Origin of the sequence: Robinsoniella sp. RHS, from assembly GCF_001029355.1 — a bacterium.
Lineage (GTDB): Bacteria > Bacillota > Clostridia > Lachnospirales > Lachnospiraceae > Robinsoniella > Robinsoniella peoriensis.
Genome location: NZ_JNGB01000031.1, coordinates 11728 through 38386, shown reverse-complemented (window position 1 = coordinate 38386; position 26659 = coordinate 11728). Strand labels below are relative to the sequence as shown.

At 43.1% G+C, this 26659-nt stretch carries 17 protein-coding genes; 14 read left to right on the top strand and 3 right to left on the bottom strand.

Annotated features, from left to right (window positions below):
- Positions 1–45: 45 nt before the first annotated feature.
- On the bottom strand, positions 46–756 hold the full coding sequence (locus tag RHS_RS15220; protein ID WP_047833651.1) for a FadR/GntR family transcriptional regulator: 711 nt from the start codon (positions 754–756) through the stop codon (positions 46–48).
- Positions 757–1134: 378 nt separating this feature from the next.
- Here RHS_RS15220 and RHS_RS15215 point away from each other — a divergent pair, with 378 nt between their 5' ends.
- From RHS_RS15215 to RHS_RS15200, 4 genes are all read left to right on the top strand, one after another.
- Positions 1135–2484, top strand: a complete 1350-nt coding sequence (locus tag RHS_RS15215) for a GntP family permease (protein WP_242849048.1) — start codon at positions 1135–1137, stop codon at positions 2482–2484.
- A gap of 159 nt (positions 2485–2643) precedes the next feature.
- Complete coding sequence (locus RHS_RS15210; protein ID WP_027292787.1) at positions 2644–3708, top strand: uroporphyrinogen decarboxylase family protein; 1065 nt, start codon at positions 2644–2646, stop codon at positions 3706–3708.
- A 92-nt stretch (positions 3709–3800) separates the two neighbouring features.
- Positions 3801–4949 (top strand): galactonate dehydratase, encoded by a 1149-nt coding sequence (dgoD, locus tag RHS_RS15205; protein ID WP_027292788.1) that lies wholly within the window; start codon positions 3801–3803, stop codon positions 4947–4949.
- Positions 4950–4964: 15 nt separating this feature from the next.
- Complete coding sequence (locus tag RHS_RS15200; protein ID WP_242881509.1) at positions 4965–5747, top strand: HpcH/HpaI aldolase/citrate lyase family protein; 783 nt, start codon at positions 4965–4967, stop codon at positions 5745–5747.
- Positions 5748–5877: 130 nt separating this feature from the next.
- Here the strand turns inward: RHS_RS15200 and RHS_RS15195 are convergent, their stop codons facing one another.
- Positions 5878–7128 (bottom strand): family 43 glycosylhydrolase, encoded by a 1251-nt coding sequence (locus RHS_RS15195; protein ID WP_047833650.1) that lies wholly within the window; start codon positions 7126–7128, stop codon positions 5878–5880.
- 347 nt (positions 7129–7475) lie between these two features.
- Between RHS_RS15195 and RHS_RS15190 the strand changes: the two genes are divergently transcribed.
- From RHS_RS15190 to RHS_RS15160, 7 genes are all read left to right on the top strand, one after another.
- A complete protein-coding gene (locus RHS_RS15190) occupies positions 7476–8486 on the top strand; it encodes a LacI family DNA-binding transcriptional regulator (protein WP_027292790.1) in 1011 nt (336 codons plus the stop codon).
- Between the two features lie 188 nt (positions 8487–8674).
- Positions 8675–10369 carry an ABC transporter substrate-binding protein gene (locus tag RHS_RS15185; RefSeq protein WP_044295146.1) on the top strand — a complete coding sequence of 565 codons (1695 nt, stop codon included), beginning with the start codon at positions 8675–8677 and terminating at the stop codon, positions 10367–10369.
- A gap of 143 nt (positions 10370–10512) precedes the next feature.
- Positions 10513–11388 (top strand): carbohydrate ABC transporter permease, encoded by an 876-nt coding sequence (locus RHS_RS15180; RefSeq protein ID WP_027292792.1) that lies wholly within the window; start codon positions 10513–10515, stop codon positions 11386–11388.
- A gap of 1 nt (position 11389) precedes the next feature.
- Positions 11390–12226 carry a carbohydrate ABC transporter permease gene (locus tag RHS_RS15175; protein WP_027292793.1) on the top strand — a complete coding sequence of 279 codons (837 nt, stop codon included), beginning with the start codon at positions 11390–11392 and terminating at the stop codon, positions 12224–12226.
- A 5-nt stretch (positions 12227–12231) separates the two neighbouring features.
- Positions 12232–13551, top strand: a complete 1320-nt coding sequence (locus RHS_RS15170; protein WP_047833649.1) for an MFS transporter — start codon at positions 12232–12234, stop codon at positions 13549–13551.
- 181 nt (positions 13552–13732) lie between these two features.
- Positions 13733–15457, top strand: a complete 1725-nt coding sequence (locus RHS_RS15165) for an alpha-L-rhamnosidase C-terminal domain-containing protein (RefSeq protein ID WP_081998884.1) — start codon at positions 13733–13735, stop codon at positions 15455–15457.
- 48 nt (positions 15458–15505) lie between these two features.
- Positions 15506–17944, top strand: a complete 2439-nt coding sequence (locus RHS_RS15160; protein WP_047833666.1) for a glycoside hydrolase family 2 protein — start codon at positions 15506–15508, stop codon at positions 17942–17944.
- Between the two features lie 186 nt (positions 17945–18130).
- Here the strand turns inward: RHS_RS15160 and RHS_RS15155 are convergent, their stop codons facing one another.
- Positions 18131–19666: a glycoside hydrolase family 43 protein gene (locus tag RHS_RS15155; protein ID WP_047833648.1), complete on the bottom strand. Its 1536-nt coding sequence runs from the start codon at positions 19664–19666 to the stop codon at positions 18131–18133.
- Positions 19667–19875: 209 nt separating this feature from the next.
- Between RHS_RS15155 and RHS_RS15150 the strand changes: the two genes are divergently transcribed.
- The 3 genes from RHS_RS15150 (at position 19876) to RHS_RS15140 (ending at position 26649) form a co-directional block, all read left to right on the top strand.
- Positions 19876–20886: a LacI family DNA-binding transcriptional regulator gene (locus RHS_RS15150; protein ID WP_027292798.1), complete on the top strand. Its 1011-nt coding sequence runs from the start codon at positions 19876–19878 to the stop codon at positions 20884–20886.
- Positions 20887–20988: 102 nt separating this feature from the next.
- A complete protein-coding gene (locus tag RHS_RS15145; RefSeq protein ID WP_047833647.1) occupies positions 20989–24063 on the top strand; it encodes a hypothetical protein in 3075 nt (1024 codons plus the stop codon).
- A gap of 102 nt (positions 24064–24165) precedes the next feature.
- On the top strand, positions 24166–26649 hold the full coding sequence (locus tag RHS_RS15140; RefSeq protein WP_047833646.1) for an alpha-L-rhamnosidase C-terminal domain-containing protein: 2484 nt from the start codon (positions 24166–24168) through the stop codon (positions 26647–26649).
- Positions 26650–26659 lie beyond the last annotated feature (10 nt).

Here is a 26659-nt window from a genome sequence, read left to right as displayed (position 1 = left end):
CTATGGGATAGCTGCAGACGAATCTGTACTATTCCATAGTGTTTTTTAGATGTTGTGATTGTCTTTTATCTCTAACTGCATATAATGCAAATTCGTGCTCAAATGCTCCACCATAGCTTCTGAAGCCGCCTGCTCGTCTTGGTTAAGGATGGCGTCTACGATTTTTCTGTGGGTTTTGATCGTCTCATCTTTTAAAATACGCCGGGTAAGGGTCGTTATAAAATCAATACCGCTGCGGTCGATGATTGGGATAATGCTCTGCAGCACAATATTTCTGCTGGCACGTGCGATGCTGGCATGAAAAGCAATATCCGTTTCGGTATGATCTTTGTTGTTTTTGATTAATTGTTCTATTTTTAAACAAAGGTCACTTATTTCTCGCAGATCAGATTCGTCAGCATTGCGGGCGGCAAGCGCCGACATCTGTGGTTCTATCAGCATTCTTACGGAGATCAGATCCATTGCCAGTTGTTTTTTGTCTTTTACAAACGTAAAGCCAAGCGGATCATCTACAACACCGGGTTCCTGGCAGACAAATGTTCCGGAACCGCGCCGTATTTCCACAATGTTTCTGGATACCAGGATTTTGACCGCTTCCCGGATTGTACTGCGGCCTACCTTTAAACTTTCCGCCAACTGGAATTCGTTGGGCAGCTTTTCACCTGATTTGATCTTATTCGTTATAATTAATTCAATAATTGCATCGGAAACTTTTTCTGCCAATGGTTTATCGGCTATATTTTCAAATTCATACATAAGTAGCTTCTCCAAACTGATTTCATTAGATTATATATTATTGTTAAATTAGGAATTGATAAGCAAAGGTTAAGTTCAATTGCATTTATTGTATCATGTTTTTTTTGATTCAACAATTAGTTAATTTGGAGTTTTGGAATGAAAGAACATCATGATGCACAAACTCCCATACGAAATACTATATATATATTTTAAATAGTCAAAATATATAAAAAACCCCATTGACAAATCATTTCATTGTTGATATTATATAGTAAATACATCAGACGTCTGATGGCATGACGTATATGAAAGGAGGGAAGCGCAACTACAATATATGGTGTTATAGTATTCCTGATAAAATAGAAAAAGGGTTTTACAAAAGAATGGAGGAGAAGTATGTTTGAGAATTTGTTACAGAATCCCGTATATATGCTGGGGATAGTTGCGGCAGCAGTAATTATTTTAATTGTATTGGTTATGAAGTTTAAGGTAAATGCATTTGTAAGTTTATTGATCGTGAGTGTACTGAGTGCATTTGCAGCCGGAATGACTCCGGGAGATACGCTGGCTTCCATTACCGGGGGGATGGGAAGCACGCTGGGCGGAATTACGATTATTGTTGCATTGGGGGCAATGTTAGGTGCAATGCTGGAGGTATCCGGCGGAGCTAAGGTAATGGCGAATACTTTGATTAAGACCTTTGGAATTAACAAGGCACCATTGGCGCTGGTTGCGGTTGGTATAATTGTAGGAACACCGGTTTTTCTGGATGTGGCGTTTATCATTTTGATTCCGGTGGTTTATTCTCTGGCAAAGCAGACGAAGAAGTCGGTGTTGTTCTTCTCGCTGCCGCTGCTTGCAGGACTGGCAGTAGGCCATACTTTGATCCCGCCCACACCGGGACCTGTAACGGTTGCAAATATCGTAGGTGCGGATCTTGGAAGCGTTATTATGATGGGATTTGTAGTTGGGATACCGGCAGCAATCTGCGGCGGAATTTTCTATTCAAAATTTATTGCGAAACGAATTAATGTAAATCCACCTGAAGTTCCGGAAGTAGCAGTGGAAGACGAGCGGAAACTTCCATCGTTTGGTATTGTGGTATTGAATATTTCCCTTCCATTAATATTAATCGTAATCAGAACGGTCTGTGATCTGGTTTTACCGGAAGAAAATTCATTAAGAGTTGTGTTGAACTTTATCGGTGCACCGGAAATAGCGCTGTTGATATCTGTTCTGTTTTCATTTTTAACTTTGGGACTCCAGCGGGGAATTTCCAAATCAGTTATTGAAGAAGTATGTTCCAAAGCACTTGGTCCGGCAGGTATTATTCTTGCGGTAACCGGAGCGGGAGGTGTATTCAAACAGGTATTGATTGACAGCGGAATAGGAACAAGCCTGGCAGATATGATGTCACAGGCAAGTATCAGCCCCATTTTCATGGCATATTTAATAGCTACTATAATGAGAATTTCGGTTGGATCTGCAACGGTTTCCATGACTACGGCAGCGGGAATAATGGCGCCAGTCATTGTTGCAACAGGCACAAATCCCACTCTGATTGTAATGGCAATTGGATGTGGAGCAATCAACTTTGTGCATTTTAATGACAGCGGATTCTGGCTGATCAGCAAATATTCCGGCACTAATGAAAAAGAAACATTGAAGACATGGTCAGCAATGGCTACCATTATTGGTATTACAGGAATTATCATTGTAATGATCCTATCCATATTTATAAAATAGTAAATTAGTTATATGGTGCGGGCAGAATAAAAGCGGATGGTTTCAGAAAGTAATATTCCGTTATAAATGCAGATCTAACAGTGAATTGATGGAAAAAGGCTATGAAGTTTAAGGAAAATAATAACCTGTAATGAATTGTGGAAAAGATCGGAGGAATATATGAATTCTTATGAACGAGTAATGGCGGTATGTAAACACGAAAAACCGGACGTGGTTCCGGTAGGACCCTTCCTGGGAAATCACGCAGCGAAGATTTGTAAAGTGCCGCTGAGTAAATACTATACGGACGGAAAGGTAATGGGCGAGGTTTTGTACAAAGCCTGGGAGGAATATGGATATGATATTATTTTCGCCCACTCAGACGGTTATTACATCTCCGAAGGTATGGGGGTGGAGACTAGAAAGGAAGGCGATGACCTTCCCATTGTAACAAAGCATGGGATAAGTTCCCTTTTAGAGGGGGGAAAGATTAAAGTACCGGATCCATATCGGGATGGCAGAATGACTGTTTATCTGGAGGCAATTGCTTATCTAAAATCCAAACTAGGAGGCAAAGTTGCGATTAGGGGAACCGGAACGGGAATGTTTTCTCTGGTTTCCCACATATACGGCATACAGGAGCTGCTTCTGGACATGGCTGAAATGCAATATGCAGACGAAGATGAAGATGCAAAAGAAATGGAAAAATGCTTTCATGAATTAATGGAAACCTGTACGGAAACCCTGATCCGTTTCACTACGGCAGAGCTGGAAGCGGGCGCCAATATTATTCATCTTGGAGATTCCCTGGCATCTCTGGATGTGGTTTCGCCGCAAATCTTCCGGACATATATCTATCCGTATCTGAACAAATTTTTTACCAGGATGAAGCCGCAGTTTGAGCAGCATAATGCATTCGGACTGCTTCACATCTGCGGAAATAATACGGCAGTTCTGGATGATTATGCATCAACAGGTGCCGATATTTATGAGGTGGATTATAAAGTGGACCTTCTGGAATGCAAACAGAAAATCGGGGATCGGATCATACTGATGGGAAATGTAAACCCGGTAGAGCTTCTGCAGGATGATGAAGAAAAAGTAAAAGAACTCTGCAGAAGATGTCTGGACGTGGGAACTGCCGGAGGAGGATTTATCCTGGGAACAGGCTGCGAAACGGCGATCAATACCCCTAAGGAAAACCTGAAGCGGATGGTACAGGAAGCCCATAATTACCGTTATTAAAATATAGCTCCCGGCTTTTCGTATACCAATGAATGGGCACCCGGAAAAGAAAATGACTAAATCATATGAACTACAAAGAAAGGATACAGCAAATGAAGATTACAAATATCAAACTATATAAGGTACAGCCCAGATGGCTTTTTCTAAAGGTTGAAACGGATGAGGGAATCTGCGGATGGGGGGAGCCGGTAATTGAGGGCAGGGCGGAGTCTGTAAAGGCCTGCGTGGAAGAAATGAAAACCTATTTAATTGGCAGTGACCCAAGGAGAATAGAAGATATCTGGCAGGTGCTTTACCGCGGCGGATTTTATAGAGGCGGTCCCATTTTATCCAGTGCAATTTCCGGAATCGAACAGGCTTTGTGGGATATAAAAGGAAAATATTACAATATGCCCGTCTATGAATTTTTAGGTGGCATATGCCGGGATCATGTTGATGTGTACTGCTGGATTGGAGGCGATCGCCCGTCTGATGTAGGAATGGAGGCAAAAAGGCAGCAAGATCTGGGCTTTAAATCAATTAAAATGAATGCAACGGAGGAAGTGGCATATATCGACAGTTTCGCCAAGGTAGATGCAGTGTGTGAGCGTGTGGCGGCTATCCGTGAGAAGTGCGGGAAATATTTTGGCATTGCTGTGGACTTTCACGGCAGGGTACATAAAAGTATGGCGAAAATGTTGGTCCAGGAACTGAATCAGTTTCATCTGATGTTCATTGAAGAACCGGTTCTGTGCGAAAATTATGAAGCGCTGCGGGAAATTGCTAAATACACGGCATCCCCAATAGCCACCGGTGAACGTTTGTTTACCAGATGGGATTTCAAGAAGATCTTTGAACAGGGGGTTGTAGATATCATACAGCCGGATTTGTCCCATGCCGGAGGTATTCTGGAATGCCGGAAGATATCAGCCATGGCGGAAGCCTATGATGTAGCGGTTGCACCCCACTGTCCCCTGGGACCCATTGCGCTGGCATCCTGTCTGCAGATGGATGCCTGCACGCCCAACGCTTTTATTCAGGAACAGAGCCTTGGAATACATTATAATCAGGGAAGTGATCTGTTGGATTATCTGGCTGATCCGAAGGTATTTGAGTACCGGAATGGAGTGGTTCAGATTCCATCTAAACCGGGGCTTGGAATTGAAATAAACGAAACCTACGTAGAAAAAATGGCAGAGACCGGTCATGACTGGAAGAACCCGGTATGGCGAAACAGCGATGGAACCGTGGCGGAATGGTAGAAAGGATGTGTTTTGATGGAAATGTGCTCCAGAGTTATTAAGGACTTTAAAGATAAAATTGCAAATGGACCGGTGCTCGGACCGTTTTGCAAAACCCTTGATCCTTCCTTCATTGAAATTTTGGGATACAGCGGATTTGATTTTTGCATACTGGATATGGAACATGGTCCGGCATCAAGTTCAAATCTTGCTGATTTAATCCGGGCGTGTAATGTAACCGGGATTCTGCCGGTAGTAAGAGTGCCTGAGGTATCCGAGCAGGCAATCGGCAAGGCACTGGATCTTGGTGCCGGCGCAGTGCAGATTCCCCAGATCAGCAATGCCCTGCAGGCGAAAAAAGCAATTGAATTAGCAAGATTTTATCCCAAGGGTCAAAGGGGGGTTTGCAGATTTGTGAGAGCCGCACATTATTCAGCCATGCCCAGGGAAGAATATTTTGAAACATCAAATGAAATCCTGGTTACTCTTCAGATTGAAGGTGTAGAAGCAATCCAGAATCTGGAAGAGATCATGGAAGTGGAAGGAATCGATATTATTTTTATTGGCCCTTACGACCTTTCCCAATCACTGGGGGTTCCGGGGCAGATAGACCATCCCAGGGTATTGGAATATATGAATACCATTGTGGATATGGGTAAGCGCAAAAATATTCAGATCGGCACGTTCGTAGATACGAGAAACGGTATGAACAGATGGATTGCCCAGGGAGTAAAGTATATTTCTTATTCTGTGGATGTGGGCATTTTTATGGATGCATGTAAAGATCTGGTAGGAGATTTTAAGGCGGCGAAGATTTGAGCATTACCGCGTTTTTATAGTTATATTTTGCCGGTAGATGGAGAAGTACCTTTTTGTGTTAAGAACTTCAGCTGATATATTGAAATTAGTTGGAATCTTAAAACAAAAAGGTACACTTTGTTGTGTTCTATTATGAGCGAAATGCAAATTCTTTTATTTCCATTAACCTTCTGTCTAAATCATTTCCACGGAATGTAAGATAAAGGGTTTTGACTCCTGTTACCGGAATTAAATTGCAGGAGAAGGACTGCCATGCATCCCATCTCCCTGTTGGCTGTACAAGACAGGAGCCAATGAGCTCATCATCCGCCCATATTTCAACGGTTCCCCCGTTTATGCGGGCAGCAGCAGTAATAGTAAAGGAATGGGGTGTTTCAAATGAAAAATAGCGGTAAGCAGCCCAGGAACCATTGCAGATATGAGTTAGGATTTCACCGCTGCCGTTACCGTCAGGGCACAGGTATGGGCCATTTCTTATCTGGCAGGCAAGGGAAGCAGGATAAGTTCCTTTCGCTTTTAGCGGATTAGATGCACCTTGTGAAGTCATGGGGACTTCCGGGATTCTGCCGTTTTCATCAAAATAAATCTTTTCGATACACATTCTGCGGTTGAATTTGGAGTTCTGGGATGAACGGTGGTAGAACACATACCATTGATCTTGGAATTCTGCAATACATCCGTGATTATTCCAGGTTTGGGGATCACAGTAAATATTGTCGATAATCACACCTCCTTTTTGAAAAGGACCCAGGGGAGATCGGGAAATGGCATATGACATACAGGTTGCACGGCCTCTGGCGGTATCGGTATACACCAGGTAATAAAGCCCGTTCCGCTTGCGCATACTGGCGCCTTCATGAAAACCATGCCGTTTTTCATCAATCAGGCAGGTATTTAAAGAAGACAGATCCAAAGACCTCATGTCTGGGTTCAGCCTGGCGCCTGACAGCTGGAACTGTCCCCAATAGTAGTAAGCGCTGCCATCATCATCGATAAAAACGGAAGGATCGATGCCGGAACCGTCTGCATAAGGAATTGGTACGGGATTTGTAAACGGTCCGCAGGGAGTATCAGACACAGCCACGCCTTCATAAGCGTTGGTCATACAAAAATAAAGATAATACTTTCCGTCTTTACAGATACAGTCCGGGGCATACATCAGGGAGCCTTCTTTTGCCCAGGGGATATCGCTGCTTTGCAGACAGATGCCGTGGTCTGTCCAGTGGAGGAGATCATTCGTTGAAAATACGTGCAGCACATCGCTGCAGTATGTAGTTTCGCCGCTGATGTCATAAGAACCATAGAGATACATGCGGCCGTCCGGCATAAGGCGGGCTTCCCCGTCGGGTACAAAATGTGTTAGAGGGAGTATAGGATTCATAAAATTAATTCCTTTCTTTTTATATCCGCTACACGAATAGCGAAAAAATAGTATCTTCACAATAACATATAAAATTGGCAGATGTCAATGATCTGTTTATAGAAATAAGTGTGAAAAAAAGGGATGAAGATTTAAAATATACTCGGGTAAATTATTTAGCAATTATGTATTGACAAAAACGCATTACTCTGATAATATCTACTTATACAAAAAGATCAAATTCGATAATATTTCACATAGAATTTAAAAATAACAATACATAATATACAAAAATACCAACAGGGAATGATTTTATCATTCCATTTATTTAAAAAAATAATTTACCCGAGTAAATAGGAGATGAGTGTATGAAAGCAACCAGATCAGATGTGGCAAAGCTGGCAGGAGTTTCAACAGCTACGGTATCAAATGCTTTAAGTAATCCGGAAAAGGTAAAAGACGAAACCGTTAAGAAAGTACTCGAAGCGGTTAAGGCACTGGATTACAGGCCGGATATGATAGCGAGAAGCATGTCCACAAAAAAGACAATGCAGATAGGAATTGTATTAGAGAATATTTCAAATCCATTTTTTGGAGATATTGTCAGGGGGTTCGAAAGTGCGGCGAATGAAAAAAATTACTTTGTAAATATTTGTACCGGTTTTAATAAACTGGATGAATATTTTGACAACTTTATTACAAGAAGGCTGGATGGGGTATTTGTAACGGCAATACCTTATAAGTTCAATATGGATAAGCTGTACCATCTGGTTGACAATGGGATTAAAGTATTGGTCAGCGGCAACGTAGGAGCAGATTTCAGGAAAGTTTCTTCTATAGAAAATGACCATATGGCTGCGATGCATGAGGCAATGGAATATCTGTACAGCCTGGGACACAGGGATATTGCTTATTTGAGCGGACTTGGAAGAAATCTTCCCTATGATTTAAGAAGTATCGGTTACCGTCAGATGGTGGAACGTTTGGGACTCCCCTGCGGGGAAGATTTATTGTTTGATGGAAAGTATCCATATTCCACGGACATGACGGACGGTTATTATTACGCTAATGAATTGATGAAATCCGGCAGGAAATTTACAGCTGTGATCTGTGTCAATGATCTGATGTCCCTTGGTGCAATTAAAGCATTTAAGGAAAAAGGGTACCGGGTTCCGGAAGATGTGTCAGTTATGGGATTTGATGGGATTACTTATGGAGAATACTGGGAACCCTCTTTAACAACAATGAATCTGGATAAAGTGAAATTTGGTGAAAAAGCTTTTGAATTACTGTATTCGAATATTTCAAAAGGGAATACAGGATATTTTGAAAACAAGCTAAGCCTTATTAAGAGAATGTCAACTGCAAAATGCAGATGATATATAATGCGTGTGTAAGATCGGTGAAAGGAGGTAAAAAAACTGCTTCCCTCTGATAGGAACCGGTGGAACGATAGCCTAAAGGAAAACAGTGGATAAATTATAACATAGATACGAAAAACACGCAATGCATTCCATATAAAATTATAACAATATTAAAAAATCAACAATTAAAGGAGCGAAGTCATATGAAAAAGAGAAATAAAATGGTAGCATGCCTTTTGGCAGCAACAATGATTTTTTCAAGCTTTTTAACCGGCTGCAGCGCAAACGGAGGAGCAGGGGATACACAGAAAGAAACGTCAAAAGAATCCGCGGCAGGAAGTGAATCCGCAGCTTCTGATAAAAAGGATACAGAGAATGGCAGCGAGGGAACAACGAATGGAAGCGCATCTGACGCATCCGATGCTGGCTGGGATACCTCAAAAGAAGATACGATTACCTTAGCGGTTATTAATAATTTCTATACTGCCGGCGAGAAGAAGCTTGCAGAAGAATACATGAAGCTTCATCCGGAAACGAAAGTAGTTGTGGATGTTATATCTGACAATGATTCATACATAACAAAGATGATGACGGCAATGAGCGATGACAGAGAAAATGCACCGGATATTGTACATGGTAACTTCCTGGCTGCTGCAGTTGCAAATAATAGTGCTGATATTGCAGTGGATAAGGGGTATCTGATCGATATGACAGATATGCTGGACGAGGTAAATCCTTACAATGACGGCAAAAAAGTAAGAGAGGCTTTTGATGAAGATGATTTCTTGATTTCCATTAATTCATCCGGCGGCAGGCATCTGACATATCTTCCGTTTGATAAAATCGGTGTTGCATTTTATTACAATAAGACAATCTTTGACAAACTGGGATTATCCGTGCCCACAAGTTATGAGAATCTGATTGAAATCTGCGGAAAATTAAAAGATGCAGGTTATGATGTTCCGATTACAGCAGGAAATGAAAGCGGATGGCTGATCAATTCAATGGCTGATTCATATTACCGCACTACAGAAAATGAGTTTTTAGTTCAGCCTGGTGATGCAATCTGGGATGAAAATCTTATGAAAGCGAATATAGATTTCAAATTTGATGAAAATAATCTTGACTGCGATGCAAACGTAGTAGGCAGTGCAGAGAGACAGGCAAAATATGCAACAGAAAACGGCATTAACACAGAAGGCAACAAGAAAGTCTGGAGTGAATTCCAGAAACTGGCGCAGTATTTCCCGACAAACTGGATTGCAGCAGATGGTTCTCAGATTATTACAGACTTTGAATCACAGGTTTCCCCAATCTTATTTAATGGAAGCTGGAATGCAGGGCTGATTTTAAGTGACGTAAACCAATTGCCGGAAGATATGCAGTTTGAATGGGCAACTTTCCAGCTGCCATCATTTGAAAAAGCTCCGGAGGGCTTCAGCCAGACAATCAGAGGCCTTTACAGCCTTGGAAATGCTATCAGTATTGTTCCTAACAAAGATGATGACCATATGGCACGTGTTAAAGATTTCTACAAATTCTGGTATTCACCGGATCAGGCAAAATTATGTTTTGAAGAAACACTTGCCAATGGAAACTATGTACAGGGACCATGCGTTGTAAAAGGTGTGGAATTAAGTCCGGAATTAACATCTAAATTAGAAGGTTTTATTGCTACCGGTGTCAGCCGCGGCGCTCAGTGGGTAACCGGGCAGGACATGGTAACACAGGCTGATAAGCCAAAATACAATGATTTAATTCTTCAGTTCTCAGAAGGAAGTCTCGATGTAGACAGCTTCCTGGAACAGATGGATCCTATATACCGGAATTACTACAAAGATGTAGTAGACAGAGCCGGTTATGACTTAGATCCTACGACAGCAGATACTGCAAAATAAAGGAAAGCAGGAAAGGGTGATGGTAAGGAATTGCCTTCGCCCTTTTCCAATTGCACATTGCAGTCATGTTGCAATACTGCAAATATAAGTGGTGTGAAAATGCTTTCCTGTCACACTGCTCAATCATAAACGAGGAGGACCCTATGAATAAATCTCTGAAAATGAAATTATTGCCATATTTGTTTATTGCACCAACCTTTATATTGCTGGCGGTTTTTTCTTATTTTTCTATTGGTAATGCATTTTATACGTCATTTACAGATTCTACGTTCGGAATTTCATCAAATTTGGTGGGATTTGAAAATTATATTGCAGCATTTAAAGATGAGATGTTCTTAACATCATTCAAAAACCAGGCAATTATCACCGTTGCAGCCGTTTTCTGCAGTGTATTTTTCCCGCTGCTGGCTGCAGAACTGTTATTTTTTATTAAAAGATCAAAGGTAGCAAATATTATTAAGACAGCATTTGTAGTTCCCATGTTAGTTCCTTCTATTGTTACAATTTTGATATGGAAATACCTTTATAATCCGAACTTCGGCTTTAACTCGATTTTAAAAGCCTTTGGTATGAATGGTCTTGCTCATAACTGGCTAAATGATAAATCTACGGCGCTTTTGTGTATCATTCTCGTTGGTTTTCCATTTGTATCCGGCATGTACTTTTTAATTTTCCATTCCGGACTGAATATGATAGGCGAAGAACTATACGAAGCAGCAATTGTTGACGGGGCAACCCAGTTTAATGTGGTGAAAGATATTCATCTGCCAAATGTAAAACCATACATGAAAATTGTGGTTACACTTTCCTTAATCGGAAGCCTGTCCGGATTTGGACTGGTTGCTGCCACCACAGGCGGCGGTCCAGGATATGCAACGATGATACCCGCCATGCAGATGTATAAGATTGCATTTGGAGATGGAAAGTTTGGATATGCTTCTGCACTAGGAGTAATTTTATTTATCGTAATTATAATTTTAACTTTGCTCACCAGAAGATTCTTGAAGGAGGAAGATTAGTATGCACAGTAAAAGAAAAATCGGAGTCGGGTACGTGATCAGCAGACTGCTTATCATTGCGTTGTTGATTATAACCTTCTTTCCCTTCGTTATGCTTATAAATATGTCGCTGAAACCCAATGTTATGATTGCAAATGATTTTCTGGGGCTTCCAAGAGAAATTTATTGGGTCAATTTTGTAAAGGCATTTAAATTTGTATTCCGGCCTATTTTAAATTCCCTTTATGTATGCGGTATTTCCCTGGTATTAATCATTGTGATAGTAGCCATGTCCGGCTATGCCTTTGGAAGGATGAAGTTTAAAGGGAAGAATATTTTATTTTCCTTATTAATGGCTGTAATGATGGTTCCTTATACCTTGTTGATCATCCCTAATTATAATATTATTAAAAATCTCCATATTTTGAATACCTACTGGGGACTGATTATTCCTTATGTGGCGGGACAGCAGGTCTTTGGTATTATTCTGGCAGAGGCATTTTTCAAGGGACTGCCCAATGATATTTTTGAGGCTGCAAAGATAGACGGTGCCAGCGAGATTTATGCATTTGCCAAGGTTGCGGTGCCGTTGTCGAAGCCAATCCTGATTACAGTCGGGATTACATCGGTGGTTGCCATGTACAATGACTATATCTGGCCGACCATTGCCATGACCGGCGGAGATGAAGTGAAGACCTTCTGCCAGATCGTATTTAATAATGCGGCGGGCAAGGGAACTAACGATATGGGATTAATAGCAGCAGCATTTATAATAGGTACCATTCCTTTATTAATCGCAACATCCAGCTGCCTGAAATATTATATTCAGGGTATGATGGGTGGAGCTGTAAAAGGCTGATTGCCATGGATCATGATGACAGGAAAAAGGGAATGTTTGCCCAGGTACGGTCCTTTAATGGGAATCAGAAGAAGTTTATGGTTTCCCAAATTGTGGGGTCTGTGTATAACAGTATCGTATCCGGAGTTCTCATGACCGGATTCCTGCTCTACACAGGGGTGCCAGCCGCAGGGGTCGGCGTAATTCTGTCAATTCCCCTGTTGGCAAATGTACTCCAGGTACCTTTTGGGAAGATATGGGATTTTTTCCGCAATTCCAAGCAGGCGATTAACCGGATGGTTCTGCTTGCCAGATTATTAATATTATCCATTGTCTTTATTCCCCTGCTGGTGTCGGAGGGATCTCAAAGGATGATGGGTGTCCAGGTAGAATTTCGGATTGCAGCGATATCGGTGATTTTATTTTTTGCATATATTTTTGCATCCAGCTCCGGGATACGTTTAAACTACTGGATGGTGAATTCTATCCAGCCGGATATACAGGGTACATTTTTTGCATTCCGGGATAGGATTGTGGTGGGATTAACGACGCTGATTTCCTTTGGTGCAAGTACCTGTATTGATACACTGCAGCAAAAATCCAATGAATATATTGGTTTTGCAATTATCTTTTTTATTGCGGCTGCAATTGCGGTAATCGATTATATTGTAATCAGGAAAATTCATTATGAGGAACAGCTGGATGGGCAGTCCCGGATATCGCTGAAGCAGTGTGTCCGGATATTTCATGAAGATAAAAGATTTCTGCATTTTCTGATTTATATGTTTTTGCTTAGTTTCTCCATGAATATGGCAAATCCCTATTATAACGCCTACATGCTGGAAGAACTGCATTTAAATTATACAAATATTTTCATGCTGACAACCCTTCAGGTAGGAGTTCAGATTGCAGTTTCCTCGGGCTGGGGAAGGATCGCGCAGCATATTCCCTGGAAGAATATCCTGACGATTGTCACACTGGTTCTGGGAATCCAGTTTTTATTCTGGCCATTGGTTACGCCGGATTCCATTGGTTTAATTCTGGTCATCTTTATTACCAGCGGATTAATCGCTACGGGACTGGCGACGGCACAGTTTATGCTTCCCTATCACTATGTCAGACCGCACAATGCTATTCGGTATCTCAGCATTAATACGGCGCTTAGTGCATGCGGTGGATTTTTGGGAAGCCTTACAGGATCGAAAATCATATCGCTATTTAAAAATATGGACTTAAAAATTGGTACGGTTTCCATTGGATCTATGCAGATGAATATGATTATTTCCGGTTTGCTGATTCTGGGAACGGTATGTTACGCAAGATTAAAAATGAGGGATGAATCGTGAGGCCAGAAAACTGCAGACGGCAATGCTTTTAAGAAGTGTTTATGGTTTTGGGTACCGGGTGATTCAGGAGATTCAGGCTGGAAAAAAATAAGCAATAGAAAGGAAGCCACGATGAGTTTTTTCAGCCATTTAATGTGTGGCAGTATTACAGGCATGCCTGTAATAGGAAATGGGTATAAATATGATCGAAAACAAAGGACAGAATAATAATATTTTCCGCATACTGGATAACAGTATTCTGGAGGATTGTGAAGAAGATAATAGAAAAAGGGTGTATATGACGCCCAGGAAAATACTGTGGGAATCACAGGGAAATAAATGCCAGGTGGAGAACAGTTCTGCTTTGCTGGAAAACCGTTCTCCACAGATTTCCCTGGTTCCGGTAAATCCTTGTATCTTAAAAAATAAGGGAGAAAGTGCCGGCATCCTTTTGGACTTTGGCGTTGAAATCCATGGCGGGATTTCCCTGCTGGTATGGAAAGCAAGCCTGACGCAGGGAATGCGGGTCAGAGTTCGTTTTGGAGAATCCGCCATGGAAGCCATGAGTGATATCGGGGGCGAAACCAATGCTACCAATGACCATGCAAACCGGGATATGATCGTTGAAGTACGGGATATGAGCATGAACCGCATTGGAGAAACGGGATTTCGCTTCGTTCGGATTGATTTACTTGATGAAGGAGAACTGGAAATTAAAACGGTGAAGTCTATCTTAATCTATAAAGATATTCCCTATAAGGGAAGCTTTTCCTGCAGTGACGAGATGTTGAACCGCATTTGGGATACCGGGGCATATACCGTACATTTGAATATGCAGAATTACATATGGGATGGAATTAAAAGGGACCGCCTGGTCTGGGTGGGAGATATGCATCCCGAAGTTACGACTATACAATCTGTATTCGGATATGATGAGAGTGTGCCAAAAAGCCTGGATTTTGTCCGGGAAGAGACACCCCTGCCGGGCTGGATGAATGGTTTTCCGGCATATTCCATGTGGTGGATCATTATACAGCATGACTGGTTTGTTCACACTGGCGATCTGGCATACCTGAAAACACAGAGGGAATATCTGAAGGGGCTGTACAGACAGCTGTCAGACGGCATTGATGAAAATGGCAAAGACAATACGCCGGAAGTACGGTTTGTTGACTGGCCGTCTTTCCAGAACCAGCCGGTTGTAGATGCGGGGCTGCAGGCGCTGCATGCTATGGCAACTCAGAAATTGCAGGAAATATTCACGGTTCTGGGAGAAGAAGATCTGGTCCGCCAGTGTGAGGAAGATCTGAAGAAACTGGCATCATTTGATGCAGATTATAAGGATGCAAAACAGGCAGCGGCACTTTTGGTCATGGCGGGACTAAAAGATCCGGTGACGGTAAATGATCAGCTGTTAAAGGTTGGCGGAGCAAAGGGAATGTCTACTTTTATGGGGTATTATATTCTTACCGCCCGTGCAATGGCGGGAGATATCATAGGGTGTCTGGAATGTATCCGGGAATACTGGGGCGGTATGTTATCCCTGGGAGCAACTACTTTCTGGGAAGATTTTAATATAGACTGGCTGGAGAATGCAGCGCCTATTGACCGGATAGCAGAAGACGGGACAGAAGTTAATGTACACGGCACATACGGGGGGCACTGTTATGTGGGCTACCGTCACAGCCTCTGTCATGGCTGGGCATCGGGAGTAACTCCGTGGCTGATGGAAAATGTGCTGGGAATCCAGATTCTGGAGCCGGGCTGTAAAAAGGTAGCGGTAAAACCAAATCTGGGAGATCTGAGCTGGGCAAAGGGAAAATATCCAACCCCATATGGAGAGATCCAGGTAACTTGTATAATCCGCTCGGATGGAACTATGGATGTCCAGGTGGAGGCACCGGAAGAAATTGAAATCATTCAATAAACGGGAAAGGCAGTATTGCAGACAGCCTGCAATATAAAGGGTATCCGTATGATAACACAGAAGCTGAACGAAAACTGGTTTTTGCAGATCATGGACAGACGGGACAGGATTCCCGCCTCCGTACCCGGGTCTGTCTACAATGACCTGCTTTCTGCAGGCCAGATGGAAGATCCGTTCTGGCGGGATAACGAAATACAGGCTCTTAAAATAATGGAAAATGATTTTATTTACAGCTGTGAATTTTCAGTTACAGACGACTTATTGAAAGCAGATGCCAATATGCTGCATTTTGACGGAATTGATACTATTGCGGATATCATGCTGAATGGAAGCCACCTGGGACATGCCAGGAATATGCACAGAATCTGGGAGTATGATGTGACCGGGATATTAAAAAAAGACGGAAATCTGCTCACTGTGCATATCTATTCTCCCACCAAATTCATTAAAAAGTGTATGGAGGAAGTCATTACTTTAGGTACGCCGGATTGTATGGAAGGTTTTCCCCAGATTCGAAAAGCCCATTGTATGTTCGGATGGGATTGGGGTCCCAGGCTTCCGGATGCGGGAATCTGGAGAGAGGTATCCGTAATCGGGATATCCCGTGGGAAAATTGACAGCGTGTATATTACACAGGTACCGGAAAACGGTGGTGTGAGGCTGGACTATGAGGTGGAACTGGCAAAACTTCCAAATCAGAAAGAGGTGGAATTCACTTATGAGGTTCATATTACAGATCCCAATGGGAAAAAGACTTCATATACCCAATCGCCGAAAGAATCGTTCATAGAAGACCCCATGCTCTGGTGGCCGAACGGTTTTGGCAGCCAGCCGTTGTATACCCTGGAAGTGGTTTTATCGGCAGAGGGCTGTATAGTTGACTCATGGAAGCGCAGAATCGGTCTGCGGACTATGGGAATTCAGAGGAAAAAGGATGAGTTTGGAGAAAGCTTTGCCCACGAGGTGAACGGTATTACAATCTTTGCTATGGGGGCAGACTACATTCCGGAAGATAATATTTTTTCCAGAATAACGAAAGAGCGTACCCGGAAATTACTGGAACAGTGTGTTGCTGCTAACTTTAACTGTATTCGTGTGTGGGGTGGCGGTTATTATCCGGATGATTATTTTTTTGATATCTGCGATGAGTTGGGACTGATTGTCTGGATGGATTTTATGTATGCCTGTGCAGTGTACGAGCTGACGGATGATTTTGATGAAAATATCCGTGGGGAGATTGAAGAGAATGTAAAACGTATCCGTCATCATGCATCACTTGGGCTCTGGTGCGGAAACAATGAAATGGAAATGTTCGTAGATGCCGGGGACTGTGTGAATTCCCCAAAACAAAAGGCTGATTATATTAAAATGTATGAATATATTTTCCCTCAGATTATGAAGAAGTGTGATCCAAATACCTTCTATTGGCCGGCAAGCCCCTCTTCCGGAGGCAGCTTTGATTTCCCTAACGACCCGGACCGGGGTGATGTGCATTATTGGGATGTGTGGCACGGTGGAAAACCATTTTCGGAATATCGAAAGTTTTACTTCCGCTATGCCAGTGAATTCGGATTCCAGTCATTCCCCTGTGCCAAGACGGTGGAAAGCTTTACCTTGCCTGAGGACCGCAATATTTTCTCCTATGTAATGGAAAAGCACCAGAGGAATAATTCTGCAAATGGGAAAATTATGAATTATCTGTCCCAGACTTTTTTGTATCCAAAAGAGTTTCCCGTTTTGCTATATGCCTCCCAGCTGCTGCAGGCAGAAGCAATCCGTTACGGGGTGGAGCATTTCAGAAGAAACAGGGGAAGATGTATGGGCGCAGTCTACTGGCAGTTGAATGACTGCTGGCCGGTAGCATCCTGGTCATCGGTTGATTATTTCGGACGGTGGAAGGCGCTTCACTATGCGGCGAAAAGGTTTTTTGCTCCGGTTCTGCTGTCCTGCCAGGAAGAGGGATTTTTAACACAGAGTGCGAATATTAACGAAGAACCAAAAGAATATGAGAAGAGTATCCAGTTCAATGTCTCAAATGAAACCCTTACGGAGAAAAAACTGACTGTTGTATGGTCTGTGAGAGACGCCCTGGCTAATGTATGCAGAGAAGAGGCACTGGAACTGGTAGTTCCGGCTATGGACAGTGTATGGTGTGAAAAGATTCTCTTGCCGGATGTAAATATTTATGAGGAATATGTCAGCTATGAACTTTTGGAAGAGGGAAAAAGCGTGTCTTCCTCCAGTGTTATTTTTTCCGTGCCCAAGTATTTCCAATACAGGGATCCGAAGCTTTCCTGCCAGGTACAGGGGGATGAAATTATCGTGACGGCGTCAGCCTATGCGAAAAGCGTAGAGATCAGGAACAAAGAAGAAGATCTGATTTTATCGGATAATTACTTTGATATGGATGCAGGTATGAAAAAAGTCAGGATAATCAGCGGGGTACCGGATCAAATGGAGCTTAGAAGCGTCTATGATATCAGGTGACACCCTGTTGCCTGTTGTCTGAAAGCAACCCGGCGTACGCATCCTGGGGAATAAGAAATCCACATTCAGAAGATGCGGCTGGCTGCATCTTCTGAATGTGGCATGCTCCGATTAACCGGCTCATATTTCTAATCCGTGTATTTGCTTTGTATAATAGTGCAGCCTGTTCCGGTTTTAATTATGATGTTATGATTCCGGTTTGAAATGACAGGTGAAGGAGTTAAAGTGCCCGGTACCGGACTCGGTAAACATACCCAGATAGGTGCCTACAAAGGTTAAGGAATAAGTTCCTTCCGAGCAAAGGCCGGCAGTCATACCCTGACCCAGTGTTGTATAGGCAGAACCGTCCGTACTATATAGAAATGTATAATAGTTTCGGTCTGCGATGATTTTCAGATAAATTTGTCTAAAATCTTCTTCTATGGGCCGTGATGTGATGACTTCCATATCATGTACCTGCCTTCGCAGGCATACCTGAAAGCCGGTGTCTGATCTCTCCAGGTAGAGGTCATAGTGGTAGGAATCATTATAATAGGCTGTAATACCGGTTCTTTGTCCCGGAATGAAGTGATTTAAGACAACACACTCTGCCTCGGTACAGAATTCTTTTTGCCGGATTCCAAGAAAAGCCGGACTTTTTGTACGGGTTGACAGTGAGACACCTTTTTGATCCCTCATTTCCAGATACTGTCCGCCTGCATGGATCTGATAATCTAAGAGGTCTGGATTTCTGATAAAATTATACTGGAGATTTATCACATTGTCCCGGAAATAGTCTGTAAATACAGTTGTTTCCGGAAGCTGCGGGGATGTGATGGGTCCGTCCATGGAGTAATCTATGGTTCCGTTTGTACCAATTACGGGCCAGCCCTCGTCATCCCAATAAAGAGGAGTGAGGAAAGTTTCACGGCCCAGATTATGCAGAGAAGGGCCTAGCTGGCGGATTCCAAGACAAACCATCCACCAGTTGCCGGCGGGGTCAGTAACCATATGGCCGTGTCCGACGCACTGAATGGAGGAATCAGAATCTTTATGGGATAGAACGGGATTGCGGGGACAGCTTTCATAAGGACCATAAATGTCTTTGCTGCGCAGGATCGTTACCATGTGTCCGTAGCTGGTTCCGCCTTCTGCCATAAGCAGATAATACCAGCCGTCTTTCCGGAATATATGGGGACCTTCCGGTGCGATACCGCCGTTGCCTCTGGAAATCAGCCGGCTATCCGTAAGCATTTCCCCTGTCCGGATATCAATTTCACAGAGATAAATGCCGTGGGTTCCCCCAATTAGTGCAGAGGTAGTGAAATAAACATGTCCGTCTTCAAAGAAAAGCGAAGGGTCGATGCCACCTTGTTTTACAAAGACAGGATCAGACCAGGGGCCTTTCATGTCGCTGGCTGTTACGATAAAATTCCCGCCGTTGGAGACATTGGTGACAGTCACATAGAAAAGCCCATTTTCAAAGCACAGAGAGGGGGCATAGATTCCTCCGCTGGCATTGTCGGGGATGGGGACATAGGATGTCCGGTGCAGAAGGTCCAGCTGGGAGTCCCGGTCCAGACAGTAACTGATTAACTGCCAGTTTACCAGGTCTCTGCTGTGGTAGACTGGGATTGCAGGAAAATATTCAAAGGAAGAAGTTACCACATAGTAGTCTTCCCCGACTCTGCAGATGCTTGGATCCGGGTTAAACCCTTTTATAATAGGATTTTGATAGTTCATAGGATTTGTCCTTTCCTGTTACCGTTATACGTGTAGCGATTTTTAAAAACATAGCATATCCATAAGAGAAAGTCAATATAAAAACGAAAAAATTCTTTTGATAGTTTACTTGACGCATCCAAATCTCTCTTTTATAATAAAATAATAACGACACGTATAGCTGAAAAATCAGTGATGAATTCCGTCACATAAGTAAAGGATAAAAACCCATGAAAGTAACCAGGTCAGATGTAGCAAAAGCAGCGGGGGTAGCACCGGCAACCGTATCATATGTATTGAATAATTCCAGGCAGATTTCTGAAAAGACCAGGAAGAAAGTTATGGATGCCGTTAACGAGTTAAATTATCAGCCGGATTTAATTGCCAGGGGGCTGGTGACGAACCAGACGATGCAGCTAGCTCTGATTTTAAGTGATATCGGCAATCCTTTTTATGGAGAAATTGCCAGGGCATTTGAACAGAGTGCTTTAGAAAAAGGATACTTTGTAAGTATCTGTTCCGGTGAAGGGAATCTGGACCACTATTTGGAGAATCTGGTGCGGCGGCACGTGGACGGAGCTGTAATATTTGCAAATCCCACTCATTATCAGATGGAGAATGTAAGGAAGCTGGTTGACAATGATATTAAAGTTGTAATCAGTGGAAACCAGGTGCCTGACCAGATTGCATCGATTGAGAATGATTACATTTCGGGAATGGAGCAGGCGCTTACCCACCTGTCAAAATACGGGCATAGAAGGATTGCCTACTTCAGCTGTTTTGGAAACCAGTCACGATACGATACCAGAATCGATGGTTTTATAAGTGCAGCAGAAAAACTTGGACTGCATCAATCCGATATTCTGTTAGTAGAAGGAAAACCCCCATATCATTCCGATCTGGAAACCGGTAAGGAAATGGCACAGGAAATTATACGCAGGGGAATGCCGGTGACAGCGGCTGTTTGTACAAATGATCTAATGGCTATGGGTGCCATTCAGGAATTCCATCAGGCTGGTATTAAAGTACCGGAGGATATATCCATAATTGGCTGTGATGATATTATGCTTGCTTCAGCCATGATTCCTGCATTAACAACCATAGGAATTGATAAAGAAAAGCTTGGAAGGGGTGCTTTTGCATTATTATACCGTCAGATAAAAAGCGGAGAAATTAAACATGAAAAAGTGACTGTGGAGTTAAAGGTACGCAGTACTACATCTAAGCCGGCAGTCAGATAGACCGCCGGGCAGTACCTGACAGATGAAGATTAGAAACATATTATTTTTTTAACCAAACAGCTACACGAGTAGCGAATAATGAAATCCAGAGGGGAGAAAGCTATGACAATCAAAGAGAAACAGAACTTATTTTCAAACCCACCCGCAGAATTCCGGGGAAAGCCGTTTTGGGCGTGGAACGGAAAGCTTGAGGAACAGGAGCTTTTACGTCAGATCGATATTATGAAAGAAATGGGATTTGGCGGATATTTTATGCATTCCAGAACAGGGTTGGAGACGGAATATCTGGGAAAAGAATGGTTTGAACTTACCAATGCATGTGCCGCTTACGGAGAGAAACAGGGAATGGAGTCCTGGCTCTATGATGAGGACCGATGGCCATCGGGCAGTGCGGGGGGTATGGTGACAAAAGATGAAGCTTACCGTGCCATGTTCCTGGAGATGGTGGTAGTAACAGACCGTGATGCTCATAAGTATATGGACATGCATCATTTAGAGAAATCGTCTGGGGAACCGGATACCGTCATTCGTTTTGCCTGCAGATTAACGGAATTAGGTTACAGGGAAGAGAGAATTCTGACGGATGGAGAATTGCCATTATCAGGGGAAGCTGAGGTGATTTTTCGCATCAGGTATTCAGAATGTAAAGATGTGTATAATGGTTTTACCTATCTGAACACAATGGATAAGGCAAGTGTAGAACGTTACCTGGATGTGACCCACAACGCATATGCCAGATCCTGTGAAGGCCGTTTGGGATCATCAATAGCCGGAATTTTCACGGATGAACCCCACAGAGGCGCTTTATTTTCTACTTTTTCCGAAGGACGGGAAAATGCAGTTCCTTTTACACCGGGGTTATTTGAAGAATTCCAGAAAAGGTTTGGTTATGATTTAAAAGAACATCTCTTAGAATTGTTCCTGATCCGGAGGGAAAACCGGATACGGAAGGTTTCCAGAGACTATATCGAACTTTGCCAGGAACTGTTCCTGGAGAACTTTGCAATACCAATGCAGCGCTGGTGTCAGGAGCATCAGCTTAAATTCACCGGACATGTGCTTCATGAAGATTCTCTGACCACACAGACTGTTATGCAGGGATCACTGATGCGCTTTTATGAATATATGGATTATCCCGGGGTTGATGTGCTTACGGAAGAGAATGAATGCTGGTGGATTGTAAAACAGGTAGTGTCGGTGGCTCGCCAGCTGGATAAAAAATGGGTCCTGTCTGAACTGTATGGCTGTACAGGCTGGCAGATGGACTTTGAGGCCTATAAAAATACAGGAGACTGGCAGGCGCTGTTTGGCATCAATCTAAGATGCCCCCATTTATCCTGGTATACCATGAAAGGCGAAGCGAAGAGGGATTTTCCAGCCAGTATCTTCCATCAATCCGCCTGGTATGAAGAGTATCATTATCTGGAAGACTATTATTCCAGAATCCATGCAGTGTTATCAGAAGGAGAGCCGGATCAGGAACTATTGGTGTTAAATCCTATTGAAAGCGTGTGGGCAAGGGCTTATTCCGGTGCTTTTTCCGGTCTGGAACCCAGAGATACGGAGATATTGAAATTAGAAGAACAATACCGACAGGTCTTCCATACTTTAGTGAAGAGCAGAATAGACTTTGATTATGGAGAAGAAGATATCTTATCCCGTCATGGCAGGGTAGAAGATGGCAGGCTGATTGTTGGAAGATGTGCTTACAAAAAAGTCCTGGTTGCAGGAATGGAGATAATCCGTTCATCCACAATTCAGCTGTTAGAAGAATTTGTAAAGCAGGGAGGAACGGTTATTTTTGCCGGTGACGTGCCGGGATATGTAGACACGGTGCTTTCTGACAGGGCCAAAAAGCTTGCAGAGTCTGCCATTACCGTACCATTTCAAAGCGAAGATATTGCAGGGCAATGCAGAAGCGGAAATGAAATCGGCATACAGGGTGAAGGAGAAGAGTACATCTTTGCACAGGTGCGGCTGGATGGCTTCAGTAAGACTGTTATGCTGCTCAATGTGAACCGTAAGAAAGGATTCCGGAATCTGACAATTTGTCTGGGTAAGGGAGAATCAGCTGAATTATGGGATGCAAGAACAGGGATGGCTTCAATACCGGAACAGTACCATAAGGACGGGGAGATTTTTGTTAAGACAGATATAGAAAAAGGAGAAGAAAAGCTGTACATCCTGACTTCAAGTAAGAGAGATCTGCCGGAAGAAAAACAGAAGGATGTAAAATTGGATCGGATTTTATTAGAAAACAATAAGTTTTCCTATAAATTGGGAGAAGCAAATATTTGTGTGCTGGACATGGTATCTATAGAGACAGAAGCAGGTGATGTAATTCCATATATGGAGGTTCTGAAAGCAGATCAGGAATTGCGGGATATCTATGGTGTTCCACATCGGGGCGGCGAAATGCTGCAACCCTGGTATGAAAATAAAAATGGTGGTGCCGACGGAGCTCTTGGAAGGATCAGACTCTGTTATGCATTTGAAGCAGACTATATACCGGACAGTTTAACAGTTGCCGTGGAAGATCTGGAACATATATCCGGGATGAAAATAAACGGCCAGCCTGTTTTTACAAAATCTGTCGGAAAGTGGCTGGATATCTGTTTTGATCAAATTCATATTCCCGGTTCACTCCTTCAGACAGGGAAAAACCAAATAACAATGGAATATGACTATTACAGAATCTGCGGCGTGGAAGCAGTTTATCTGCTTGGGGAATTTGGTGTCAGGACGGATAGCAAGGGAGCATTTGCAAAGCTGACGGAATTGCCGGATAAGCTTCTCATTGGTGATATCACCAGCCAGGGACTGCCGTTCTACAGCGGCTGCCTTTCGTATTATATTGAAGGTGCGGATGAAAAATACATGCAGGTAAACATACCGAAGTGGGAAGGCGCATGCCTCAAGTGCATAGGAGATGAGGAGAAAACCATTGCATTTGCGCCTTATGAAGCAGATATCCACGGTTTAAAGGAGATTCAGCTGTATCTGACCAGGAGAAATACTTTTGGTCCCCTTCATCAGCTGCCGGCTAAATCCATTGCCTACGGCCCGGATAATTTCCTGACCAGAGGCAATGAATGGTCCGATGCCTACGTTCTCTATCCTCAGGGAATTATGGAATCCCCTGAATTTTACCTGATATCTGAAGATGGAACTAAATAAAGGTGTGGTATAAAATATATGATTGAGCATGTATGATTGAAAATATACATTGATAATGCATGATTGGAAATGCGTTATGGAAACTGATAAAGGAGAAGTGATATGGAAGAAATATTTAAAGCGGCGAAACAGATATTTATAAAAGGTATGGAGCAGCAAGCAAACACATATGCCTGCTTTTCCAAAACTTTTGAAGTTAAGGATATTCAGGAGGATCTGATTCTTCTGATCAGTGCGCACGTCTCCTACCGGGCATATATAAATGGAACATTTATCAGCCATGGGCCTGCACCGGCTCCGTTTGGATATCTGAGGGCAGACAGGATCAAGATAAACGGACAGGTGAAACTTGGGAGGAACCGTCTGTCGGTGGAAGTCATGGGATATGCGCCCAGAGAGAATAATTATGCGACTTTTGAAAGCTCCTGCCTGTGTGCAGAAGTATATCAGGGAAGTGAGATCATAATTTATACGGACAAATCATGGGATTGTAATATTTTTGAACAGAAGTATCTGAAGACGGAAACACTGTCCTTTGGAAGGAGGGTTCCGCTGGAATGGTATAGGATGGATGATGGCTATGGCAGATGGAGGGCAGATGGTATCAGCGGCGGGCTGGTATGTGAAGAGTTAGACCGTCCCTGTACCTTTTTGGAAAGAGGCGTATCCCTGCCGGAATTTAAAATAGATGATTCACCTGTTTTCTCAATGGCTGTCAGTATGATGAACGGAACCGGTGAGGGTCCGGCAGTAGATTGGTGGGAATCGGAAACATATTATGGCAGTGTAGGTGCCAAGGATCTGTGCAGGCCCTCTGCAGAATGCAGCGCATTAAAAAATACTGCATTTGACGGGACTATTTTCATAGAAGACAATTTTGACAAACAAGGTGCTGTTGTTCTTAGTGATTATACGGCGCCGGCAGGGCTGGAATTTGCATTTGAAGAAGCGGAGACAGGTTTTATCGGGATTATATTTGAAAGCAAGGAGCCTGTTCAGGTGGATATTCTCTTTAATGATTATCTTACGGAAGACGGCGGGGTTCCGGCAAAAGCAGATAGTGTCAACAGAGTAATCCGGCTGCAGACAAAAGGGGGAAAATATGCATTTGAAGGGTTTGAAGCACATTTTTTAAAGCATGTAAAGCTGATTGTAACGGGTGGAAATACGTTCACTGTGAAGAAGCTGTATCTGCGTTCATATCGCCATCCGGATCAGTACCGTGCAGATTTTCGCTGTGATGATGATCTGCTAAACCGCATTTACCAGTCCGGAAGACAGACCTTACTGACCAATTCCCTGGGATTTTTCCTGGATTCACCGGAAAGAGAACGTGCAGGATGGGCAGGAGACAGCTATTGGACCGGTAGAGCTGCGCAGGTGCTGCTGTCTGACGTAAAAATAGAACGAGCCATGCTGGAAGATTTTCTGCTGGCTGAACCTACTAAGATGATGCCCTTTTCCTTCCCTAGCTGCTGCTGTGGCGGTGACCGGCAGGAAGAAGTGATGATGCCAACCTGGAATATGTTTGTTCTTCTGGAGCTTACGGATTATTACAGACGTACAAAGGATGATGAGCTTCGGGAAAAATATAAAGCCCGTGTCTATGGCTGGATGAATGCCATTACAGATTATGAAAATGAAATGGGATTATTGGAAGATCTCCCAGGCTCCCTTTTCCTGGACTGGTCCGCTTCAAATCAGGAGGACTATAACAGACCGATATCCACAGCGATTAATGCATTCTATGCATTTTTGCTAAAACGTACTGGAGAATTGTATGAGGAAGTACGGTTTTTGGAAAAAGCAGAACGGGTTTATAAGACCTTAAGGGAGAAGTATGAAAGCATAAAGGCTGCCAGACATGAAGTATTCACCATGTATCCTTATATTGCCGATTCACTTTATACAGAAAACAATCAGCTTAAAGAGAAGAAATTTTACAGTGAAGCCGCCCAGTATTATTATTTCTGGAGCGGTATGCTGGATGAAAAACGTGCACCAGAGCTTGCAAAGAATATTCTATCCCAGCTTGGCCCTGCACCGTCAGAATTTCGTGGTACCGCCCATTTATCCCTGGGTAATGCGGGGATCTTCTTCGGGTATATGCTGCGGTTTGAGGTTCTGAGTATGCTGGGAGAATTCCAGCAGCTGAAAAAAGATCTTAAGTATCTGGGAAATTATATGGTGTCAAGAGACCCTCATACGTTCTGGGAGACTTTAGGTGGAACAGACAGCAGAAATCATGGATTTGGGGCCCATTTAGCCGTAGTCTGCGTAAGAGATTTCCTGGGCATAGAGATTCCGGACCGGGTAGAAAAAAAGGTAAAAATAGCACCGCATCCCTGTGGACTGAAATGGGCAAAGGGCGGTTATAAAACGGTTGACGGACCGGTACAGGTACAGTGGTACCAGAACAAAACAGAGTTCCGGCTGATTGCAACCATTCCACAGGATTACCAGGCAGAGATTACGCTTCCGAAAGAATTGATGTATGCAGAAAAAGTCCGGGTAAATGAAATCCTGCAGGATATGGAACAGATTGTAACCGTAAAAGGGAACGTCTCAATCTGTATACCACTGTAGAATGTATAAA

Coding starts and splice junctions, on each gene's coding strand:
- RHS_RS15195 (WP_047833650.1), bottom strand. CDS start 7,128: ATGAATCCTATACTCCCTCTAACACATTTTGTACCCGACGGGGAAGCC.
- RHS_RS15160 (WP_047833666.1), top strand. CDS start 15,506: ATGATAACACAGAAGCTGAACGAAAACTGGTTTTTGCAGATCATGGAC.
- RHS_RS15200 (WP_242881509.1), top strand. CDS start 4,965: ATGGAAATGTGCTCCAGAGTTATTAAGGACTTTAAAGATAAAATTGCA.
- RHS_RS15190 (WP_027292790.1), top strand. CDS start 7,476: ATGAAAGCAACCAGATCAGATGTGGCAAAGCTGGCAGGAGTTTCAACA.
- RHS_RS15140 (WP_047833646.1), top strand. CDS start 24,166: ATGGAAGAAATATTTAAAGCGGCGAAACAGATATTTATAAAAGGTATG.
- RHS_RS15150 (WP_027292798.1), top strand. CDS start 19,876: ATGAAAGTAACCAGGTCAGATGTAGCAAAAGCAGCGGGGGTAGCACCG.
- RHS_RS15215 (WP_242849048.1), top strand. CDS start 1,135: ATGTTTGAGAATTTGTTACAGAATCCCGTATATATGCTGGGGATAGTT.
- RHS_RS15170 (WP_047833649.1), top strand. CDS start 12,232: ATGGATCATGATGACAGGAAAAAGGGAATGTTTGCCCAGGTACGGTCC.
- RHS_RS15185 (WP_044295146.1), top strand. CDS start 8,675: ATGAAAAAGAGAAATAAAATGGTAGCATGCCTTTTGGCAGCAACAATG.
- dgoD (WP_027292788.1), top strand. CDS start 3,801: ATGAAGATTACAAATATCAAACTATATAAGGTACAGCCCAGATGGCTT.
- RHS_RS15145 (WP_047833647.1), top strand. CDS start 20,989: ATGACAATCAAAGAGAAACAGAACTTATTTTCAAACCCACCCGCAGAA.
- RHS_RS15180 (WP_027292792.1), top strand. CDS start 10,513: ATGAATAAATCTCTGAAAATGAAATTATTGCCATATTTGTTTATTGCA.
- RHS_RS15155 (WP_047833648.1), bottom strand. CDS start 19,666: ATGAACTATCAAAATCCTATTATAAAAGGGTTTAACCCGGATCCAAGC.
- RHS_RS15175 (WP_027292793.1), top strand. CDS start 11,390: ATGCACAGTAAAAGAAAAATCGGAGTCGGGTACGTGATCAGCAGACTG.
- RHS_RS15210 (WP_027292787.1), top strand. CDS start 2,644: ATGAATTCTTATGAACGAGTAATGGCGGTATGTAAACACGAAAAACCG.
- RHS_RS15220 (WP_047833651.1), bottom strand. CDS start 756: ATGTATGAATTTGAAAATATAGCCGATAAACCATTGGCAGAAAAAGTT.
- RHS_RS15165 (WP_081998884.1), top strand. CDS start 13,733: ATGATCGAAAACAAAGGACAGAATAATAATATTTTCCGCATACTGGAT.